The organism is Heliophilum fasciatum (assembly GCF_004341395.1).
Lineage (GTDB): Bacteria > Bacillota > Desulfitobacteriia > Heliobacteriales > Heliobacteriaceae > Heliophilum > Heliophilum fasciatum.
The window spans coordinates 55819-75319 of the sequence record NZ_SLXT01000002.1; the positions used below are offsets into that span (position 1 = coordinate 55819).

The window sequence follows — 19501 nt, forward strand, 5'->3', positions numbered from 1 at the left end:
CAATAACAACGCTTACTCCACTGGCAGACCATACTGCCTTGCCTGCGCTCGTATGGCCGCCATCGCCGTCTCCGACGGTGGTTTTACACCAACGAGTGCATTGGTAATCCCCATTTCCTCGCGCTTGCCTGCCCCTAAGGTATGATAGGGCAAAAAAGTCACGCGCCGGATGATCCCGCCCAAGCCTACAAGCAAACGGCAAAGCTGATCGATGTCCTCCGGCGCATCTGTAGATCCCGGCACCACCACATAGCGAATCCATACCGGAATCGCCCGGTCTTTTAGCATCCGGGCAAAAGCCAATATCCGCTCATTGTCGACGCCGGTCAGCGCCTTGTGCTTATCCGGATCAGCCTGTTTGATATCGAGCAGCACCAGATCAGTATCATCAAGAAACAACTCCGCCTGCGCCGGTTCACAATAGCCGGACGTATCTAAGCAGGTATGAATGCCCTCGGCATGACAGCGTTGAAAAAGCGCCCCCAGAAAGGCCGCCTGCATGGCCGGTTCACCGCCGGAGACCGTAATGCCGCCGCCGGACGCGGTAAAATAGGGACGATAGCGCCGCAGTTCCGCCATGATCGTTTCGACCATTTTGATTTCACCGGCTTGGGGGCTCCAAGTGTCTGGGTTGTGGCAATAGGCACAGCGTAAGGGACAACCGGCCAGGAAAAGCACGTAGCGGATCCCTGGGCCGTCCACGGTGCCGCAGGTTTCTACCGAGTGGACACAGCCCTTCGTCGCCAGAATCTGCGCTTCTGGCACACCGGCCAGGGCTAGTTCGCCGTCACTGTCCGTCAAATCGATCATCATCATGCCCGGCACCTCCTCAACGCTTGCCCGTCCCTAATTAGATCCCTTCATGGAAAGTCCGCTGAATTACATCCAATTGCTGCTCCCGCGTCAACTTGATGAAATTCACCGCATAACCAGACACGCGAATCGTCAATTGGGGATACTTTTCGGGATGCTCCATCGCATCCATGAGCATTTCCCGTTCAAAGACGTTGACATTGATATGATGACCGTTTTGAGCAAAATAGCCGTCCAACAACGCAACCAAATTGCGTACCCGGCTATCGGCCGTCGTTCCCAAGGCCTTCGGGATGATCGAAAAAGTGTAGGAGATCCCGTCCTGGCTGTGGGCATAAGGCAGCGTCGCCACCGAATTCATCGACGCGACGGCGCCTTTGTGATCGCGTCCGTACATGGGGTTCGCACCCGGTGCAAAAGGTTCACCGGCTTTGCGGCCATCGGGCGTGTTGCCCGTCTTTTTCCCATAGACCACATTCGAGGTGATCGTTAAAATACTCATCGTCGGCACAGCCTGGCGATAGGTCCGGCACTGGCGCAGTTTTTCCATGAACATGCGCACCACATCCTGGGCGATGCCATCGACGCGGGGATCATCATTGCCAAATGCCGGGTACTCACCGGCCACTTCATAGTCCACGGCCAGTCCCTGTTCATCGCGGATCACCCGCACCTGGCTGTAGCGAATGGCCGATAAGGAATCAACTACGACCGACAAGCCGGCAATCCCGCAGGCCATCGTCCGCAGCACTTCCCGGTCATGGAGGGCCATCTCGATGCGCTCATAGGCGTACTTGTCATGCATATAGTGGATGATATTCAACGTATCGATATAAAGCCCGGCCAGCCAATTAAGCAGCGTATCGAACCGCTTCATCACGTCATCGTAATCAAGCACATCGGCCGTAATCGGTACAAAGGTCGGTGCCACCTGCTCACCCGATTTTTCATCTTTACCGCCGTTGATCGCATAAAGGAGCGCCTTGGCCAAGTTGACGCGGGCACCGAAAAACTGCATCTGCTTGCCGATGCGCATCGCCGAAACACAGCAAGCGATGCCGTAGTCATCGCCCCAGTAGGGACGCATAAGATCATCGTTTTCATACTGAATCGACGATGTAGCCACCGACAGTTCCGCACAAAAACGCTTGAACCCTTCCGGCAGCTTTTGCGACCAAAGCACCGTCAAATTCGGCTCCGGCGCCGGTCCCAAATTGGTCAAGCTGTGCAGGATGCGAAAAGAGTTTTTCGTGACCAGCGTACGTCCATCGACACCCATACCGCCGATGCTTTCGGTCACCCAAGTAGGGTCGCCGCTGAACAGTTCATTATAAGATGGCGGACGCAAAAAGCGCACCAAGCGCAGCTTGATCACCAGATCATCCATCCAAGACTGCACGGTGGCCTCGTCGGTCGTTCCCCGCTTTAGATCGCGCTCCAAGTAGATATCAAGGAACGTCGAGATGCGTCCAATACTCATGGCCGCCCCGTTTTGCTCTTTTACCGCCGCCAGGTACGCCAGGTAGAGCCATTGAATCGCTTCCCGGCCGTTTTCCGCCGGGCGCCGCACATCGCAACCGTAGCGCTCAGCCATGACGGCCAGTTCCTCCAGCGCCGCCATTTGCTCACGCAGTTCCTCACGGAGGCGAATTTGCTCCTCCAGCATACCGGCATTCCCTACCGTGGCCAATTGGGCTTTCTTGTCTTCGATGAGCCGCGTCACACCGTAAAGAGCCACCCGCCGGTAATCACCGATGATCCGCCCCCGCCCATAAGCGTCAGGCAGTCCCGTCAACAGCCCGTTGCGCCGGGCCGCCCGCATCTCCGGCGTATAGGCATCCATCACCGCTTGGTTATGGGTCTTGCGAATCGTGGAAAAAATCCGGTCAATCTCCGGATCCAGTTCATAGCCGTAGGCCTCACAAGACTGGCGCACCATGCGGATACCCCCAAAGGGGATGACGGCCCGCTTGAGTGGTGCATCGGTCTGCACGCCGACGATCTGCTCCAATTCCTGATCGATATAGCCCGGTCCGTGACTGATGATCGTGCTGATCGTCTTTGTATCAACATCCAGCACCCCATCGCGGTCGCGCTCCTGCTTTAAAAGCTCTGCTACTTTCGCCCAGAGCCGTTGAATGCGTTCGGTCGGAGCGGTTAAGAAAGAACTGTCCCCTTCATAAGGTCGATAGTTCGCTTGGATAAAACCGCGAACATCAATCTCCCGCTGCCAATCGCCACCGCGAAAATCTGCCCATGCCTGTTGCATTTGCATTGCCTCCTCAACATCATCTGGTGATTGTATCGATGTCCCGGACAGCTTTTTTTCAACCTGCCCTCCGTCAAGCGCCGGTTTCATAGAACCAACCCTTCCCGAGGAACCGATTTAAAAAACAAAAAAACCCCTGGACAACGATTGCCCAGGCGGTCGGCATAAAAGCTCAATCACACTCCCTGTGGTATACTCCACTTCCGCCAGTCGTGTGATTGCGTAAATTCAATTACTTTGTCATTTTATCGCCCGCTCGTCTTGTTTGTCAAGAAGCATGTTTTGGCACTGCCACAACCAACAACATGGTTGAACGTCTTTCGCATGCAACTGCTTGGCGCCAAAGTGGAAGCCGTCAAAACCGGCACCCGTACGCTGAAAGACGCGGTTGACGCCGCGTTAGTTGACTATATGACCAACTACGAAAACACCTTCTATCTCCTCGGTTCCGCCGTCGGCCCCCATCCCTATCCCCTGATGGTCCGTCACTTCCAGTCGATCATCGGCATTGAAGCACGTCGCCAAATCTTAGAGCGGGAAGGCCGTCTGCCCGATTATTTGCTGGCCTGCGTCGGCGGCGGCAGCAACGCTATTGGTCTTTTTTACCCTTTCCTGGAAGATAAGAGCGTCAACATCATCGGTGTGGAACCGGCCGGCCACGGTTTGGAAACGGGCCGTCACGCCGCAACGATAACCACCGGCTCCCCCGGTATCATTCATGGCTTCCGCTGCTACGTCATGCAAGATGAGCAAGGCAACCCGCTGCCGACGTACTCCGTATCAGCCGGCCTGGATTATCCCGGCGTCGGTCCGGAACATAGTTACCTCAAAGATAGCGGCCGCGCCACCTACGTAGCGGTCGATGACAAAGAAGCGCTCAGCGCCTTTGCCCTGCTTTCCAAGACCGAAGGCATCATTCCGGCGCTGGAAAGCTCTCACGCCGTGGCTCATGCGCTTAAGCTGGCACCGACACTTCCCCGCGATCAGATCATCATTGTCAACCTCTCTGGCCGTGGTGACAAAGACGTCGAGCAAGTCAAAGCGTTACTTGGTTAACGCACTTCTTACCTTTTACCTAAAAATATTAAATATATTGCTCTGATAACGTAATATAACAAGTTATTTAAACACCTCTGCGCTTTGTTTAAGTGCAGAGGTGTTTTTTTAGAAAAAATTCATAGAAAAACTGATTATCTAGCAAGATTTATCACAGTTCACGTCGAATAACCTCAGAAGCAAGTGCATATAAAGATCGATTAAGGGGGCATCTCTATTGGGCTGGCTAAACAATCTGAAAGTTTCGCAGAAAGTCATGCTACTGATTACCGTAGCGGCACTGTTCATGACTCTTCTCGGTGGCATTACTTACACCTATCTATCGGAAATTGCTCACAGTACGAACGAACTTTATGCTTCACGCTTGTTACCGGTAAAATGGCTCAACGAATCACGTACATTGACCGTTGAAAGCGAAGCCGCCACATTGCAAGCGATATTTTCCCAGGATCCGCAAGAGCGTCAACGGTTGTTTGCCGTAGTTGAAAAAAACTCCCAAAAAATTCGGGAGCTTGAAGATCAATTTAAGAAAACCGAACTGGATGCTTATTCACAGGAACTGGTCACCGCGTTAGATCAACAATTGGCCACGTTCGTAGGCATCCGGGGACGGGTCATCCAAGTGGCCAACCTCGGCAACAACGAGCAAGCTTTTTTAGCCTACCGTATCAGCCGCCCTTACTATGATAAAGTGGCTGAATCACGGCGTTTGCTTGCCGAACACAACGCAGAGTTAGCGTCGGAGCTCAACAAAGCCGTCAACGAGTATATTACCCAGATCATCTATACCTTGCTGGGCCTTACGGCATTAGCTATCGTCTTATCCAGTGTCTTTGGTATCTGGCTGTCCAAACGCATCACCAACCCCATTCAGGAAATTGAAGAACAAATGATTCGCGCCGGTGCCGGTGACCTGACCGTGCAAGGGGCAGTCCATTCCGTTGACGAAGTGGGACAACTTACCGCCTCGTATAACCAGATGATCAATCAGCAATCGCAAATGGTCAGCCTCGTCCGCAAATCAGCAGACGAACTGGCCGCTGCCTCGGAAGAAATGGCTGCTTCCTCGGAAGAAGTTTCCGCTACCATCAATGAAATCGCTCAAAATGCCCAAAAAGTCGCAGGGGAAGCACAAAAAGGCAGCGGATCGATCCTCGATTCTTCCGAAGTTCTCTTGGAGCTTTCCTCATTGATTCAGATCGCTCGCGAGAAGTCCACCAAAGCGGCAGAATCCTCGCAATTTACCCTCAATACGGCCAAAGAAGGTACGCAAACTGTCTCCGAATCCATCGCCAGCATGATGAACATCAAGCAAAAAACCTTGGAAACGGAAGAACGCATGGCGATCCTCAACGATTACTCGCAACAAATCGGTCTGATCACCGAAACCATTGCTAACATTGCCGGTCAAACCAACCTGCTCGCCCTCAACGCCGCCATCGAAGCAGCGCGGGCCGGTGACGCCGGTCGCGGCTTTGCCGTCGTTGCCGAAGAAGTGCGGAAGCTGGCTGAGCAGTCCAACCAAGGGGCAATAGAAGTAGCCAACTTGATGAGCAAAGTCACCGAAAATACAAGTGCCGCCCTTGAATCGACATTGCTGACACGCAACGAAGTGGAAAAAGGTGTGACTGCCGTTAACAACGCCGGACAGGCCCTGGAACGAATTCTGCATGCGATGGAAAACACCGCGTCCGCCGTCGATGACATCTATCATCTTACGGAAGAAGAAGTAGCTAGCTCCGATCGCATCTTGAAGCTGATCGATTCTATCGCCTCGGCGGTGGAAGTCATCAATCAACAAATTCACCAGATCGCTGAATCAACGGAACATGTCTCCCTAGCGATGGAAACGATCGCGGCCAGCACCGAAGAAACCAGCGCCATGGCCGGTGAACTGCGGATGAACATGAGCCGCTTCAAAGTGCAAGATGCGGGAACCAAAGCCGATCTATCGGTTGTCGATATCCTGACCAAAGCCAAATCGGATTATCTCCTCTGGAAAATGCGCGTGGAAAACTTGGTGGCCGGCAAGGAGGCTTTTAGCCTCGATGAGCTTCCCCAATTCAAAGATATGCCACTGACCAAGTGGTATATGGACGAAGACAACCCGCTCCGTCGCGATCCCGATGTGGTTCACTTGAAAAAACCACACAAACAAGTGCACGAAGCATTGAAACGGACGGCCACGGCCTGCTCTCTGGAAAACGTGGCCGAATGCCAATACTTCCAGGCTCAGTTGGGACAACATATGGAATCTTTCATCGAAATGATTGATGTTTTAATTCGCAAGTTTATGAAGTAAAAAAACGCGGCGCCGGAAATTCCGGTGTCGCGTTTTTTGCCGCTTGATTGTATTTCACAGACTTTTTTTATTTTTCCAGTTTTTCTGCTCCCCCACCGCCGGGCTTTTATCGCGACGGGTCAACCGGAAGGGCAAGTAACAAAGCCCGAACAGTACCAATCCCACTGCTTCCAGCGACAAGATATACCACGGCCATGGCCCCATAACATCCATTATGGATGCGTTCATTGGCTTCGTGCAAAGAAAAAGATAATTACCGTTGACCAGCCAATTAACAATCGCCACAGGCACCATATAGGCATTGGTCACCCAAAAGGTTTTTTTGATCGACCCGATCGTCGGGACAAATCCATCGATCCATGTAGCATACAAGCACGCCAGGACGATTGCGCCGTGAACAATAAAAAAGTGAAAAAAAGCCACACTGGGATAGTCATTATACCCCAGCGCCGGTGTCAGCAATGCTTGCACCGCACCGGCCATGCCCCAGAAATAAACCACTTCATAGATACCATAGCTCCGCAAAAAAAGCATGACTACCGCCAGTAAAGCCGCTATGCCGCAAATATGAAGCGGTAAGACCGTCGCTGCCGACCACGTACCTGCGGCCAGATGGGTGTACTGCGTATAGGCTTCCTGCAACAAAAGAACACTGATCAAACCCGTGCGCACGATCCGGTCCACATCGGGCTGCTGCAACAGCGCCCGTTGCCAATACAAGAGCAAACAAAGCGCTACGATTACCGCAAGTACCACAAGGTGAGAAGAGGAAAAAGGAACAAAAAGTTTGGCTTCCGTTACGGTTGGCACAGCCCTCTCCCTTTCTTGTGTTAACTCTGTGTTTTGTTTTAGTTTGCATAACCATATCATCATAACCATAATCAAAAGCCACCGCCGAGATCGTCTCTGGCGGTGGCTTTTGATTGGGGAAGGAACCGATTGCTTCCCGATGCGATGCAGCGCAACGGAAAACACTCCTTCCATCAGTCAATGCTAGGCACTACCGGTGCGATGCAGCGCAGCGGTTGTGCCTCCTTCGTCTGCTTATGTTGCTTCGATTGGAGGGCTCTGGCGTGAACATCTCCGTTGCGATGCAGCGCAACGGAAATCTCATCTACTTTTGCCGCTTCTCTGTGCGTATCTACGGCAGTCTCGCCGGTGCGATGCAGCGCACCGGGAAGATCTACATCGAAGGCATTTCAAAAATACGGCGAAGTAAGTCGTAGGCTTCCTCACGAGTGATGCGTGCCTCCGGTCGGAAGGTCCGATCGGGATAACCCAACGCTAAGCCGTGGGCATGGGCACTGTTAAGGATATCTTTGGCCCAGGAATCAGCAGTGTCACCAAATGCAGTTGGTGCCTTCTGCCCATTCCAGGCAAAAAATCGTGATAATTCAGTAACCGCTTCCGCGCGGGTAAGCGCATCGGCCGGTGCCAGAATATTGCCGGGACGCCCGATCACTAGCCCTTCTTGTACTAATCCGGCAACACCGGGCTTCAAGGCAGGATGGGTACGATCGCCGTCAGTAAATCGTTGTAAGATCGTCGTCGCTGCTGCTTCCGATACGTTCGGCACCGGGCGCAGTGACGACGTAACGCTCAGCGACTGTTGGAAAAATTCTTGCCGCGAAATCGTCCCTTGCAAATCGGCTGGGCTTTGAGGCCACATGACCATATCGGAGATGCGCACCGCACTGTAGTTGGGACGATTAAAGAGGAATTCCAGCATGGGCACCGCATCAAAGCGATAGTTGACGATTTCCACCGTCAACGAATGGGGCGTTGCTTCAATGAATTTCAGCGCCGGCGCGTTGGGACTGTCGACGATAGCGTTGACTTCCCAGTTGACCATGGAGGGAATGTCCACATACTGATCAAGCGTCTCTGCCGTCGGTGTCTTCATGTAAGCCACACCGTAGGGCAAGGTTAAAGTGACCCGGCTGCCCTGGTGTACCGTGGCCGGCCTAGGTGCCTTTGGCTCCGTTGGTGTTGCGGCCATGGATGCTTCCGCCGTTGGTTCTTCCCTTGTTAGCGCTGCTGTTGCTGAACCTTCCGTCATGGAAGCTTCCCTTGCTGGCGCTTGCGTAGTTGGTGCTTCCGTTGTCGGCGCTTCAACGGGAGGAGCTTGCCGCCCATCGGCTTTGAAGTAAATGAAGCCCATCATTTGGTTTTCGCCAAAGCCAACCTGCGGCATCGATGTCGGTATGTTTTCACTGGTCATCGTGCCTTCGTACTGGACGTTGATCGGCCTCCAGGAAGATACCTCTGCAGCCGGGTCAGTGACGCGAATGCTAATATCGCCAGCCTCAGCAGCCGTACCTAGTCCCAAAGCGAGCAAGCCCGTGAGTATACATTGGATGATCTTTTTCCGCAATATGTATCCCCCTTCATGAAACATTTCATTACAATGCAAAAATCCGAGTTGTCCCGATGTTATTTTCGCATTCGGGGGCGATTTTCCTGCTTTTTCTTTATAATGATTTCAAGAAGATCACAAACAAGCGTTACTGATTATGCGTTACTGAATGCGTTGCTTATTACGCTTCTTCGCCGGTCTGGCCTTTTTCCGCTTCATACAGATTGATTACATAACGCCGGAGACTCCAGAGAACAACGCCAAAGACAGTTGTGCCGATCACGGCGTAAAGGGCGCCAACGAGCGAATACATCACCACTAAACCCAGAACAATGATCCCCAGGCCTGTCGCATGGTCCATCCACTTGTCAATTTCTTGTTTGGTCATTTTGTATTAACCCCGTTCCTTTCTCTCATGCACCTGATGTCCATTATAACATTTCTGGTTATTCTTTTCGTCAAAAGCAGCTTGATTTCCTGCCCCGCCGCTGATTGCATATTTTACAGGATTTCATCGGCTACGCTCAGTATCCGGTAGTTGCGCGCGCCTCCCGAACTATCCATGGATTACATATTCCGCAGACTCGCACTCGCTTTGGTGTAATGCTCTTTTATATAAGTCCAGTCTTGTCTTATCAGCAAAAATCTTGTATCGTAATTTCTCGAAAGCGAGGAATAGCCAATGGAACACTTAGCTACCTGGGTCCTTGAATATTATCAAATCAATGAGTCCATCAAGGATCTGAATGAACGAAAAAAACAACTGAAAGAAACCATCGAAACAACGATGATTCAACATGAAATCCCACGGGTCGATGCCTCCACCGATCATGGGCAACGCATCGCTGCCATGCTGATGGGAAAAATCGAAAAAGGGTTGGACAAAGACAAGCTTTGCGAAAAATTCGGTGTCAAAAAGTCCGATCTGACGATTGATAACTTCATGCTCTGGGTTGAGCAAGGCTTGATTACACCGGAAGAATTTCAACAGTATAAATTCGAAGAACAACGCACCGTCGTCTCCATCAAGAAAGCCCCGAAAGGACGCAAAGGCCGCGCCCCGAAAAGCGCTGCGGCTGAATAAGCGGCGACAGACGTTTTTTCGAAGCACCTATGCAGGGTCGCACCGTCGCCGCCAAAGCGCCGTTGCGACCCTTTTTTGTCGATGTAAAGTCGTTTAACCGCTATGAGAATAGGTTGAGCATCGAGCCACTTCGTCCGCATCCAGCCACTAAAATGCACATCAAGCCACTTTAAAGTAAGGAGAAAAAGCCATGGACTTTGTCGCCATCGATTTTGAAACGGCCAATTCCTATCGCAACAGCGCCTGTGCCGTCGGGATTACCATCGTCAAAAATGGACAGATTGAAGCCAGTCACGCTTGGCTGATCCGTCCTCCAAAACTTTATTTTCAATTCACCTTTATCCATGGCATCACCATCGATGACGTACGCCATCAACCGACCTTCGGTGATCTGTGGCCAACGCTTCTACCGTATCTGCAAGGACAAATTCTGGCCGCCCATAATGTCTCCTTTGACAAAAGTGTGTTGGCCGCCACCTTAGCCTACTACCAGCTTCCCCCGCTTGCAGCGTCATGGCTATGCACGGTGGAACTGTCCCGGAAAGCCTGGCCTGATCTACATAACCATAAGCTAAACACCGTTGCCGAATATCTTGGTGTGAATCTCAACCACCACGAAGCGCGCAGCGATTCCATTGCTGCCGCCCAGATCGTCTTGCACGCCGGCCGTCAGTCAAAGAGCATAACCATTCAAGACATCATCGCCAAGCATGATCTGACCCGCTATTTAATGAACTATCCGGAAATCAGTTAAAATAACGGTGCCGGGGTGCTTTGCCTCTTTGCTTCCTTGCCCCTACTCATGGGTTCCCCCTGCCAGGTTGAGGATGACAACTCCGGAAATAATCAAACCGATAGCAAAGATTTTAATCATGCTTATCTGCTCTTTAAATATGAAAAAGCCAATCACAGCAATGAGAGCCGTACCCACACCCGACCAAATTGCATAGGCAATGCTCACATCGATCTTTTTTAATGAAAATGTAAGCATGGACAAACTCAATATATAAAATATGCCCATCGCGATCGATGGAATGAGCTTGGTGAATCCATTTGAATATTTCATCGAAGTTGTACCCACCACTTCGAAGCCAATTGCCAGGACTAAATATAACCAGTGCAATATAAAACCTCCCGCTTTTAAGTGAACCAAGCTGCCACAACCACAGCCACGCCGGCACCCATGGCCGAACTGATAAAGTTAACCAGATCATTATCCATCCAACGCCAACCCCGGCTGTAACGATTAGGCACACCGCTTTTGGTGCGCTTTTTTTCTGTCTCTTTGCCCGTTTCCGCGTTCACATACATGACCTGCACCGTAGCGCCCATCAAGCTGTCGGCCAGGGAGCCGCCTAACCCACCGATCATGCCAGCCAGAATGATCCACCAACCGTCCACAAAGCCTGCCAGCGGTACTCCCGGTGCGTTCACTCCGGGTACATTCACGCCAGCCGCGTTCACTCCAAATGCGCTCACACCAAGTGCTTCCACTCCAGCTGCATTCACTCCGGCAGTTCCGCCCAGCATACCAGCCACGCCCACGAAGACCCACACCGTCACGCCGATCAGTAGGCCGCCCAGGAGCGTTGCTGTCGTTCCAAGCGGCGTAATCCCACCGCTCGTTCCCGGCACGACAGGCTTACCGGTGGTGATCAAGCGGGGCCGACTTTTGCTTAACACACCGATTTCCGTCGCCCACGTATCGGCGTTGACTGTAGCCATACAGCCGATGAAAGCGGCAAACAGCGCCGGCTCACCGGGAAAGTAATAATGAAGCAGCGCCAGCACGCCGCCAAAGCCACCGTTCGCTAAGGCCTGCCCAAAGTCGCGCCGGCTCCCCTTATCGAACTTCTCCTCGGCGACGACATTTTTCTGCGCTTCCTTATACTTCGACAAAGCCGAACTGTAGACAAAAAAAGCGACCAACGTCAATCCCCAGATCCAGCCGCCAAAGCCAAAGATCAGCGTACCCACCAGGATCGCCCCGGCCACACCGCTTTCCGCCAGGGAGCGCCGTCGGTACGCCAGCCACCCGATCAGCGAGCTTAAAACGAGGCCCGTCAGGACCATCGACACCGGAAAGCGATCATGGAGCATGAGCCAAAGAAGACCGCCCGTCCCCAAGGGCACGGCCACATTATCGAGCCCTTTGAGAGAAACTGCTTCCAGCACCGTGGCGATCACTGCCAGGACCAAGCTCACCATGATGATCGGCAGTACACCCAAGTCCGGGCGTAGCCACGCCAGCGTTACCGCGATGACCAAAAACGAAACGACGGCCATGGCCAAACTGCCTTCATAGGTCCGGCGATGTCCGCCGATCATGTAGACATGCTTACCCATCGCCTGCCCGATAATGGCCGCAAAAGCATCACCCCAAGTCATGATCATCGTCGCCGCCACCGCTACTTCCACTTCGCCGCGCGGCCAAAAGATCAACAGTAGCAGCGTCACCGATGCAGCAAAATAAACCGTCCCCAGCGTATCGCCGGCAAGGTCGACGGCTTTATTCAGGCGAAAGCGGTAACTGATATAGTTGAGCACGATAAAGGAACTGATCGGGATCACCCCGTATGTCCAGTGATCAAAAATCGCCACAGCACCGACGATCCACATCCCTGCCCCGATATGGACAATTTTGCGGGTAAATTCCGGCGGATAGCCACGCCATTTTTGTACCAGTGTCGCTACGATCAATAATCCCAGCACATACCCGTAGGAAGCGATCAAGCCAAAAAGATCAGATTGCGTCATGATCGTTCAGAGGCCCCCTCTTGGTTACATTCACGCATATCGGCATGGGCTTCACACCGTTTCTTGTGCCTACTGTTTCGACAAGCATGCTTGCCCCCCCTTCCACCGAAGCAAAAAGGACCGATACCTACAGCATAAATCAAAAATCGATCAGGCTTGCTTTTTTCAATAAATTGGCTTCGTCAAAAAGTTGTACATTGGCAATACTGGTCTCAAGTTATTCAGCGTTTTCCTAGTTTAAATTATTAATATTCAGCAATAATTAATTGAAAATCCTTATCTTATCCAACCATTATTTAATCAACGGATAAAAATCGTTAATTATCAAAATACACATAGAATCCGGATAATTTCTATGCCATAATGTAATCAGAATACGTTATCAATTAGGGGGCTTCGCCTATGGGTAAAATCAAAATGATGATTGTTGATGACTCGGTTTTTTCCCGCACGGTGCTCGCAGATACCTTTCGCCGGCAAGGCTACGAGGTAGTGGGGGAAGCGAGCGGACTGAATCAACTAGTCGAAACCTATGATTGCTGTAAACCTGATGTTGTAACGATGGATATTGCTATGCCAGGTGCCGATGGATTTGCCTGCAGTCAAGCGCTGCTTGCCCATGATCCGGCAGCCAAGATCATTATGATCAGTTCGATTAAAGATCCTGCAAGTGAAGCGGAAGCGTTGCGTATCGGCATTGCCGGTTATGTTCAAAAACCGGTTGAAGAAGAAGCACTCAAACGAGTCGTTGAGTACACCCTGTCCCCGGATGCGCCCTTTGAGAAATTACTACAACTGAGCGCTGAAGCTTTTAAGGAATCACTGGCCCAAAATGTTACCCGTCTGACCAAAAAAACGATTGCCTTTTCTTCCCAAGATGCACAAGACCCGCCCTTTACCTCACAAGGTATTACCGTCGTGATTGGCATCATCGGTAATTATTCCGGCTCGATGATCATGGATCTTTCTGAAGCTACGGCAGCCAAAATGACGGAAGCGATCCTGCACCACCCTGCCAAAGACCACGAAGAAATTTTATCGATGAGCGGAGAATTCGCCAATTTAGTCGCCGGCATCGCCTGCTCGATGCTCAATAAGCTGGACAAATCCTTCCGGTTACGGGTATCGCCACCCAGCGTAGTTTACGGTGCGCCAACGGAAGTAGTTAGTCCGAAACTCCAAGCTCACAGTATCAATGCCAACTCCGATTACGGTCGTATCTATGTCAGTGTCGGTTTTAAAAAGGGGTCTTTGTTATGGACATAACGTGGGGCACTCCCGTTTTTACTGCCATTGCCACCGTGCTTCCCCAAATTGGCTTTAACAGTATTGAGCAAACAAGCATAGCTGCGGGAAATAATATTTATATCAATGCCGGCGTCAGCGTCAATGTCAGCGTGATCGGTTCGATCAAAGGTTCCATCTTGATTAGCAGCACCCTTGATGGTGCGATGCAATTCGCCTCCAAGATGATGATGGGTATGCCGGTTACGGAATTAGATGGAATGGCTCAAAGCGCGCTTTCTGAAATGGGCAATATGGTTTGTGCCTATGCCTGTACTGTTTTTAGTGAACATGGTATGCCCGGACTGGATGTTTCTCCGCCAACGATATTGATCGGCGAAGGCGCCACGATCATGGTTCCGGCACCGCAAACCCTTACGGCATCCTTTACGGTCGATGCTATTCCCTTGCGTGTTTGTGTCGGTCTGACCTAGCCCCGCCTCTTTACTTGTAGCCTACACCTTTCCGGCATAGGCTTTTCAGGCTTTCTCTAGGCGTGGGGTAACCACAAAGAAAAACACGAAGGAAAAGCTGTTCCCTTCCTCGAAGATATGAGGCAGTGACAGCTTTTTTGCATTTCTATTTCATCATTTGCTTCTGCTTCTATATACAATAGGAGAACTGCATGCCCAAAGGAGAGCTTTCTTTGCCAAAGGAGAGCTTTGTGACCAAAGGAGAGCTTCATGGGAGAAGAACGTAAGTTTATTTTATCCGGACTTACCTGTGCCAACTGCGCAGGCAAAATCGAAAGAACCTTGGTAGAACGAGGCATTATCCGGGACGGCGATTTTAATTTTGCCGCTAAAACTGTATTGATTCCACCCGATCAGGCCGCGAAGGTTCAGCAAATCATTGATCAAATTGAAGAAGGCGTTTTGCTGATTCCCGCTCAAAAACCACCGCAAACCTCTCCATGGCGTTTCTGGCTTCCGATCGGTTTCGCTGGGATATTGCTGGGTCTCGGGATCTTCTGGCGTGCTGAACTCCATGACCGGATCGAGTGGCTTGAATACCTGCTTTTTTTAACAGCTTACCTTCTCGCCGGTGGCAACGTTGTCAAGCTCGCCGTCAGAAACGCCCTGCGCGGTGATTTCTTTGATGAACGCTTTTTAATGACTGTGGCGACAGTGGGGGCCTTCGCGATCCGGGAATTTCCGGAAGCGGTAGCGGTCATGCTTTTCTACCGGGTTGGTGAATACATTCAAGGGCTGGCCGTCAACCGTTCCCGCCGTTCCATCCAGGCACTGATGAATATCCGCCCCGACTACGCCAATCTGCAGATCAATGGCGGCAGCCGTAAAGTATCGCCGGAAGACGTCCCTGTAGGAGCTTCCATCATCGTCAAACCCGGTGAAAAGGTTCCCCTCGACGGCGTCATCATCGACGGTGCTTCTTACCTGGATACATCGGCACTGACCGGTGAGTCCCTTCCGCGCTATGCAGCAGCCGGGGCAGCCGTCAAAGCCGGGATGGTCAATCAACAGGGGCTGTTAACCGTACGGGTTGAAAAAGGTTATCACGAATCTTCCGTAGCGAAGATCCTCGATCTGGTGGAAAATGCCGTTACCCGCAAGGCGCCTACGGAGCAAGTGCTCACCAAGTTTTCCCGGGTCTACACGCCCTTTGTCGTCGTGGCCGCGCTGGCCGTCGCTTTTCTTCCGCCCTTACTGCTCCCCGGTGCCGTGTTGGCCGATTGGATCTATCGCGCCTGTACGTTGTTGGTGATTTCCTGCCCCTGCGCGCTGGTCATTTCCATTCCGCTGGGCTATTTTGGCGGTATCGGTGGCGCATCCCGCAACGGCATCCTCGTCAAAGGCGCCAATTATCTGGAAGCATTAACAGAGGTGCATACGGTGGTCTTTGATAAGACCGGCACGATCACGGAAGGCCATTTTCAAGTGCGCGCCGTTATGCCCCAAGACGGCTATCGTCAGGACGAGATTATACGGTACGCTGCCATGGTCGAAGCCGGGTCATCGCACCCCATCGCCAAGTCGATTCTTACCGCCTATGCTCGCCCTGTCGACGCCGGAGCCATCGAGCATTTTGAAGAGATTCCCGGTTGCGGTATCCGGGCCGTGGTGGAAGGCAAAACGATCCTGGTCGGCAATGATCGCTTGCTGCACCGGGAAAACATCGTCTTGGCCGATTCTCTTGGAACTTCTTCCGGCACCGTTGTTTATCTGGCCATAGACGGACGCTTTGCCGGCGCGATTTCCATTGCCGATCAGATCAAAGCCGACGTAACCGCAGGAATTAGGGAACTAAAAAGGCTGGGCGTTCAACAAACGATCATGCTGACCGGCGATGATCAAGCAGTGGCCGAACAGGTCGCCCAAGCGGTGGGCATCGACCGTTTTTATGCCGAACTATTACCAGCAGATAAAGTCGCCCGGTTAGAAGAACTGGAACAACAAGTGCCGGGCCGCCCCAAGCAAAAGCTCGTTTTCGTCGGTGATGGAATCAACGACGCCCCTGTGCTGGCCCGCGCCGATGTGGGGATCGCCATGGGCGGGCTCGGCTCCGATGCAGCCATCGAAGCGGCCGACGTGGTGATTATGGAGGATCAGCCAAGCAAAATCGCTACGGCCATCCAACTCGCCCACCGCACCAAACAGATCATCATGCAAAACATCTTCTTTGCCTTCGCCGTTAAAGCGTTGTTCATCGGCCTGGGCATCTGGGGTGTTACGACCATGTGGGAAGCCGTCTTTGCTGATGTGGGCGTGGCGATTCTTGCTGTACTCAATGCCACGCGGGTACTCACTATTCGTCCTGAACCAAAAAGGCCATGCTCGCCATAATGGCAGGCATGGTCTTTTGTATCGCTCGATGGCCATTAACCCCAAGAAAGCCGTCCGCCCTGATAAGCGACCAAACTGGTCATCACCACCAAGGCAAACAGGAGGCCTTGGAACAAGAAGCCATTCCAGGCCATAACACCAAGGATCTGCGAAAGCAATAACGCCCAAGAAAAGATCATAAACAAGAAACTGGTGATCACTTTGAACTTGACCATCGGGTTGATCTTCTTGGCGAAGTTAACTGTCCAGCTCAAAAAGCCGGTAGCAAAAGCAAAAGGCCCGCTAATGGCCGTGGCGATCAAGCTTAAAAAACCAGCCAGGTAAAACGCTTCCCATCCTAACGCCGGAATACCTAAGAAACCTTTGCTGATCCCCATGGACTGCAAAATGGCCGCCGGAAAATAAAAACCAAAACAAACGATCGACAATGCGATAGGAAAATGCACGGACGCCGGATGCGGATGAAAGCGCATGATGAAGTTGAGCACTTGCTCCGTCGGATTTTCCTTGACCCGTTCCAGTCGAGCCACCAAGGGAAAGCCAAAGAGGTATTCCGGATCATGCGGCGCATACTCTAAGTGGCGCGTCAGATCCCGCCCGGCCGCATGGGCAAAGTGGTGGCCCTTTTGCCACATCCGGCTGACCGTCACATCATAGACCCGCCCTCGATAGCCCACATAAGCCGGTTGGCCATGTTCACCGTTATATTCGCGCAGTTCCTCCACGGTCATCAGCCGATCCGGCAAAGGACGGTCATCTTGGGGCACATCGGGCACGATGGCTTCCATCTTTTTATGCACATCCGGCGAAAGCGGTTTTTCGCTGGGTACGTGCGGTACCGGCGTTGATCGGGACGTTGCTGGTGCCGGTAGTTCACCGCCGGCCCAGCGACCGATGACAGGAAATCGCTCCATCACATCAGCTGCATGGGGCGCTTTCTCCATATCGCCGGTCAAATCGCCGCCGGCCCAATGTTTAAAATGCTTGCCCCCGCGCCATTTGGCACTTTCTGTGACATCATAGACCAAACCATTGTAAACAACATAGGCTTTGCGGCCTTCTTTACCATCGGCGGCCGCCAGCTGTTCCGGTGATATCACCGGTAAATCTGTACTCATCCTTGCCCCCCCCTATTCCTTCCATGTTCCTGGGTTACATTGTATCTACAAGTGTATTATTCGATCATTACTATAAAATCTCCTTTTCCTTCTTGCCATGGAGATAAGTAAATAACGAAAAACGCCAAAAAAACCGAAAAGTGAGCTCCAAAATCCACAAACCCGAAAACGCTAAAAAGCTCGGTACGGCTATCCGCACCGAGCTTTTCAGTATCCTCAACATTTCGTCAAGGTAGTTGATCAACTCCAAGTGACTTATCCAAAAAAGGCATTGGCCACCAGTAAGGACACCAAGGACGTGGCCCAAGCGATGGTCGTCGGCACCGACCAGACTTTTAACTGTTCACGCGTATCTTCGATGCCGAGCATCCGGTTAACCACCCAGAACAAGCTGTCATTAAAGTAGGAGAAGACAAAGGCACCCATGGCCGCTGACTGGGCTGCAAAGACCGGGTTGACGTTCATATTGGCCAGAATCGGTGCGGCAATCGAAGAAGCCGTAATCATGGCTACCGTACCACTTCCTTGAATTAACCGTACCAGTGTCGCGATGACAAAGGGAAGCAAGATGGCAGGCAAAGCCGTTTGCGCGATCAAGTTGGCCATGTAGTCACCGGCGCCGCTGTCACGCAGCACTTGACCGAGAGCACCACCGCCACCGGTAACCAAGATGATGATCCCAGCCGATGTGACGCCTTCTTCCATCCGTTTCAGCACTTCTTTTTTGTCATCCCGACCTGTCAGTCCATAGATCGCGATCAGGAGGCCAATGCCTGTCGCAATGATCGGCGTACCCAAGAAGATGAAGGCATCGGCGACCAAACCGGTAGCTTTCATCGCCGCCAGCACCGTATTCGCCAAAATCAACAGGACCGGTACAATGATCGGAGCAAAGGAAATCCATGTCGATGGCAGATTTTTTTCTTCCTTGCTTTGCATCCAGTCCGCATAGGCTTGTTGTAATTGCGGCCGTTCCCAGTTCATGCCTGTTTCATCAGGCAACGTATAGATTTTTTTACCCAGCCACATCGCATAGAGCACACCGGCGATAACCACCGGTATAGCAAAAACCATACCCCAGAGAATCATCGCCCCCAAATCAGCCTTGAAAATCCCTGCAGCCCCGAGCGGACCTGGCGTGGGCGGTACAAGATGGTGCGTGGCAGCCAATCCAATCGCTAAGGAAATGCCCAGCGTTACGGCTGATTTTTTTGTTTTTCTGGATAACGCCTTGACCAGGGGCATCAAGATGACAAAACCGGAATCCACAAAAATCGGAATGGAGACCATGTACCCCGTCAAGGCCAGCGCCCATTCTTCTTTTTTCTTGCCTAGATACTTGAGAAAAGTATAGGCCATTTTTTCGGCAGCACCCGATACTTCAAGAATCCGGCCCATCATTACACCAAAGCCGATGACGATACCGATGCTGCCCAAGGTACTGCCAAAACCATTGGAAATCGACTTGGCTACGGCCGGGGCGGCCATACCACCGACGAGGCCCGTAACGGAAGCAGCGATGATCAAGGCCGGGAAGGCATGCACCTTGGTTTTGAGCACCAGAAAAATCAACAGAAACACACCCAGGGCGAGGCCAATCATCATTTGTGAGCCTGATACAGCAGGAACAGCAGCTTGTGGCATGAGAATACGCCTCC

At 52.0% G+C, this 19501-nt stretch carries 17 protein-coding genes and 1 riboswitch; of the genes, 8 read left to right on the forward strand and 9 right to left on the reverse strand.

The window, feature by feature from the left end:
- Positions 1–12: 12 nt before the first annotated feature.
- Together pflA and pflB are read right to left on the reverse strand one after the other, a co-directional pair.
- The gene (gene pflA / locus EDD73_RS01195) at positions 13–816 is read right to left on the reverse strand and encodes a pyruvate formate-lyase-activating protein (RefSeq protein WP_243116750.1); all 804 of its coding nucleotides are present in this window, start codon (positions 814–816) and stop codon (positions 13–15) included.
- 34 nt (positions 817–850) lie between these two features.
- The gene (gene pflB, locus EDD73_RS01200) at positions 851–3082 is read right to left on the reverse strand and encodes a formate C-acetyltransferase (protein ID WP_131917863.1); all 2232 of its coding nucleotides are present in this window, start codon (positions 3080–3082) and stop codon (positions 851–853) included.
- A 142-nt stretch (positions 3083–3224) separates the two neighbouring features.
- A riboswitch (ZMP/ZTP riboswitch) is annotated at positions 3225–3306 on the reverse strand.
- A gap of 37 nt (positions 3307–3343) precedes the next feature.
- Between pflB and EDD73_RS01205 the strand changes: the two genes are divergently transcribed.
- Positions 3344–4138, forward strand: coding sequence for a tryptophan synthase subunit beta (locus tag EDD73_RS01205; protein ID WP_264672903.1), 795 nt, complete (start codon positions 3344–3346; stop codon positions 4136–4138).
- 217 nt (positions 4139–4355) lie between these two features.
- On the forward strand, positions 4356–6440 hold the full coding sequence (locus tag EDD73_RS01210; protein ID WP_131917864.1) for a methyl-accepting chemotaxis protein: 2085 nt from the start codon (positions 4356–4358) through the stop codon (positions 6438–6440).
- 54 nt (positions 6441–6494) lie between these two features.
- Here the strand turns inward: EDD73_RS01210 and EDD73_RS01215 are convergent, their stop codons facing one another.
- Complete coding sequence (locus tag EDD73_RS01215; RefSeq protein WP_165876241.1) at positions 6495–7250, reverse strand: YwaF family protein; 756 nt, start codon at positions 7248–7250, stop codon at positions 6495–6497.
- Between the two features lie 263 nt (positions 7251–7513).
- Between EDD73_RS01215 and EDD73_RS14755 the strand changes: the two genes are divergently transcribed.
- Complete coding sequence (locus tag EDD73_RS14755) at positions 7514–7666, forward strand: hypothetical protein (RefSeq protein ID WP_165876242.1); 153 nt, start codon at positions 7514–7516, stop codon at positions 7664–7666.
- Here EDD73_RS14755 and EDD73_RS01220 read toward each other — a convergent pair.
- Positions 7624–8814 carry an S-layer homology domain-containing protein gene (locus EDD73_RS01220; protein WP_165876243.1) on the reverse strand — a complete coding sequence of 397 codons (1191 nt, stop codon included), beginning with the start codon at positions 8812–8814 and terminating at the stop codon, positions 7624–7626. The genes EDD73_RS14755 and EDD73_RS01220 overlap by 43 nt on opposite strands.
- Positions 8815–8977: 163 nt before the next feature.
- Positions 8978–9184: a hypothetical protein gene (locus EDD73_RS01225; RefSeq protein WP_131917867.1), complete on the reverse strand. Its 207-nt coding sequence runs from the start codon at positions 9182–9184 to the stop codon at positions 8978–8980.
- Positions 9185–9478: 294 nt separating this feature from the next.
- On the opposite strand from EDD73_RS01225, the gene EDD73_RS01230 reads away from it, so the two are divergent.
- Together EDD73_RS01230 and EDD73_RS01235 are read left to right on the forward strand one after the other, a co-directional pair.
- Positions 9479–9880 (forward strand): hypothetical protein, encoded by a 402-nt coding sequence (locus EDD73_RS01230; RefSeq protein ID WP_131917868.1) that lies wholly within the window; start codon positions 9479–9481, stop codon positions 9878–9880.
- Between the two features lie 190 nt (positions 9881–10070).
- Entirely contained in the window at positions 10071–10634 is a 564-nt protein-coding gene (locus EDD73_RS01235) for a 3'-5' exonuclease (protein WP_131917869.1), read from the forward strand.
- A 42-nt stretch (positions 10635–10676) separates the two neighbouring features.
- Here the strand turns inward: EDD73_RS01235 and EDD73_RS01240 are convergent, their stop codons facing one another.
- Positions 10677–11003, reverse strand: coding sequence for a DMT family transporter (locus EDD73_RS01240; RefSeq protein WP_131917870.1), 327 nt, complete (start codon positions 11001–11003; stop codon positions 10677–10679).
- Positions 11004–11020: 17 nt separating this feature from the next.
- On the reverse strand, positions 11021–12637 hold the full coding sequence (locus tag EDD73_RS15030) for a DUF92 domain-containing protein (protein ID WP_207668773.1): 1617 nt from the start codon (positions 12635–12637) through the stop codon (positions 11021–11023).
- 402 nt (positions 12638–13039) lie between these two features.
- On the opposite strand from EDD73_RS15030, the gene EDD73_RS01250 reads away from it, so the two are divergent.
- The 3 genes from EDD73_RS01250 (at position 13040) to EDD73_RS01260 (ending at position 16725) form a co-directional block, all read left to right on the forward strand.
- On the forward strand, positions 13040–13903 hold the full coding sequence (locus EDD73_RS01250; RefSeq protein WP_243116751.1) for a response regulator: 864 nt from the start codon (positions 13040–13042) through the stop codon (positions 13901–13903).
- On the forward strand, positions 13894–14355 hold the full coding sequence (locus EDD73_RS01255; RefSeq protein ID WP_131917871.1) for a chemotaxis protein CheX: 462 nt from the start codon (positions 13894–13896) through the stop codon (positions 14353–14355). The genes EDD73_RS01250 and EDD73_RS01255 overlap by 10 nt, the downstream gene beginning before the upstream one ends.
- A gap of 249 nt (positions 14356–14604) precedes the next feature.
- Positions 14605–16725, forward strand: a complete 2121-nt coding sequence (locus tag EDD73_RS01260) for a heavy metal translocating P-type ATPase (protein ID WP_131917872.1) — start codon at positions 14605–14607, stop codon at positions 16723–16725.
- Positions 16726–16760: 35 nt separating this feature from the next.
- Here the strand turns inward: EDD73_RS01260 and EDD73_RS15035 are convergent, their stop codons facing one another.
- Positions 16761–17843, reverse strand: a complete 1083-nt coding sequence (locus EDD73_RS15035) for a cytochrome b5 domain-containing protein (RefSeq protein ID WP_207668774.1) — start codon at positions 17841–17843, stop codon at positions 16761–16763.
- Between the two features lie 255 nt (positions 17844–18098).
- Positions 18099–19487, reverse strand: coding sequence for a GntP family permease (locus tag EDD73_RS01275; protein ID WP_131917873.1), 1389 nt, complete (start codon positions 19485–19487; stop codon positions 18099–18101).
- Positions 19488–19501 lie beyond the last annotated feature (14 nt).

What these genes read in the sequence shown, in the direction of transcription:
- EDD73_RS01260 (WP_131917872.1), top strand. Translation starts at nt 14,605, where the DNA reads ATGGGAGAAGAACGTAAGTTTATTTTATCCGGACTTACCTGTGCCAAC.
- EDD73_RS01230 (WP_131917868.1), top strand. Translation starts at nt 9,479, where the DNA reads ATGGAACACTTAGCTACCTGGGTCCTTGAATATTATCAAATCAATGAG.
- EDD73_RS01250 (WP_243116751.1), top strand. Translation starts at nt 13,040, where the DNA reads ATGGGTAAAATCAAAATGATGATTGTTGATGACTCGGTTTTTTCCCGC.
- EDD73_RS15035 (WP_207668774.1), bottom strand. Translation starts at nt 17,843, where the DNA reads ATGAGTACAGATTTACCGGTGATATCACCGGAACAGCTGGCGGCCGCC.
- EDD73_RS01235 (WP_131917869.1), top strand. Translation starts at nt 10,071, where the DNA reads ATGGACTTTGTCGCCATCGATTTTGAAACGGCCAATTCCTATCGCAAC.
- pflB (WP_131917863.1), bottom strand. Translation starts at nt 3,082, where the DNA reads ATGCAACAGGCATGGGCAGATTTTCGCGGTGGCGATTGGCAGCGGGAG.
- pflA (WP_243116750.1), bottom strand. Translation starts at nt 816, where the DNA reads ATGATGATGATCGATTTGACGGACAGTGACGGCGAACTAGCCCTGGCC.
- EDD73_RS01275 (WP_131917873.1), bottom strand. Translation starts at nt 19,487, where the DNA reads ATGCCACAAGCTGCTGTTCCTGCTGTATCAGGCTCACAAATGATGATT.
- EDD73_RS01225 (WP_131917867.1), bottom strand. Translation starts at nt 9,184, where the DNA reads ATGACCAAACAAGAAATTGACAAGTGGATGGACCATGCGACAGGCCTG.
- EDD73_RS15030 (WP_207668773.1), bottom strand. Translation starts at nt 12,637, where the DNA reads ATGACGCAATCTGATCTTTTTGGCTTGATCGCTTCCTACGGGTATGTG.
- EDD73_RS01255 (WP_131917871.1), top strand. Translation starts at nt 13,894, where the DNA reads ATGGACATAACGTGGGGCACTCCCGTTTTTACTGCCATTGCCACCGTG.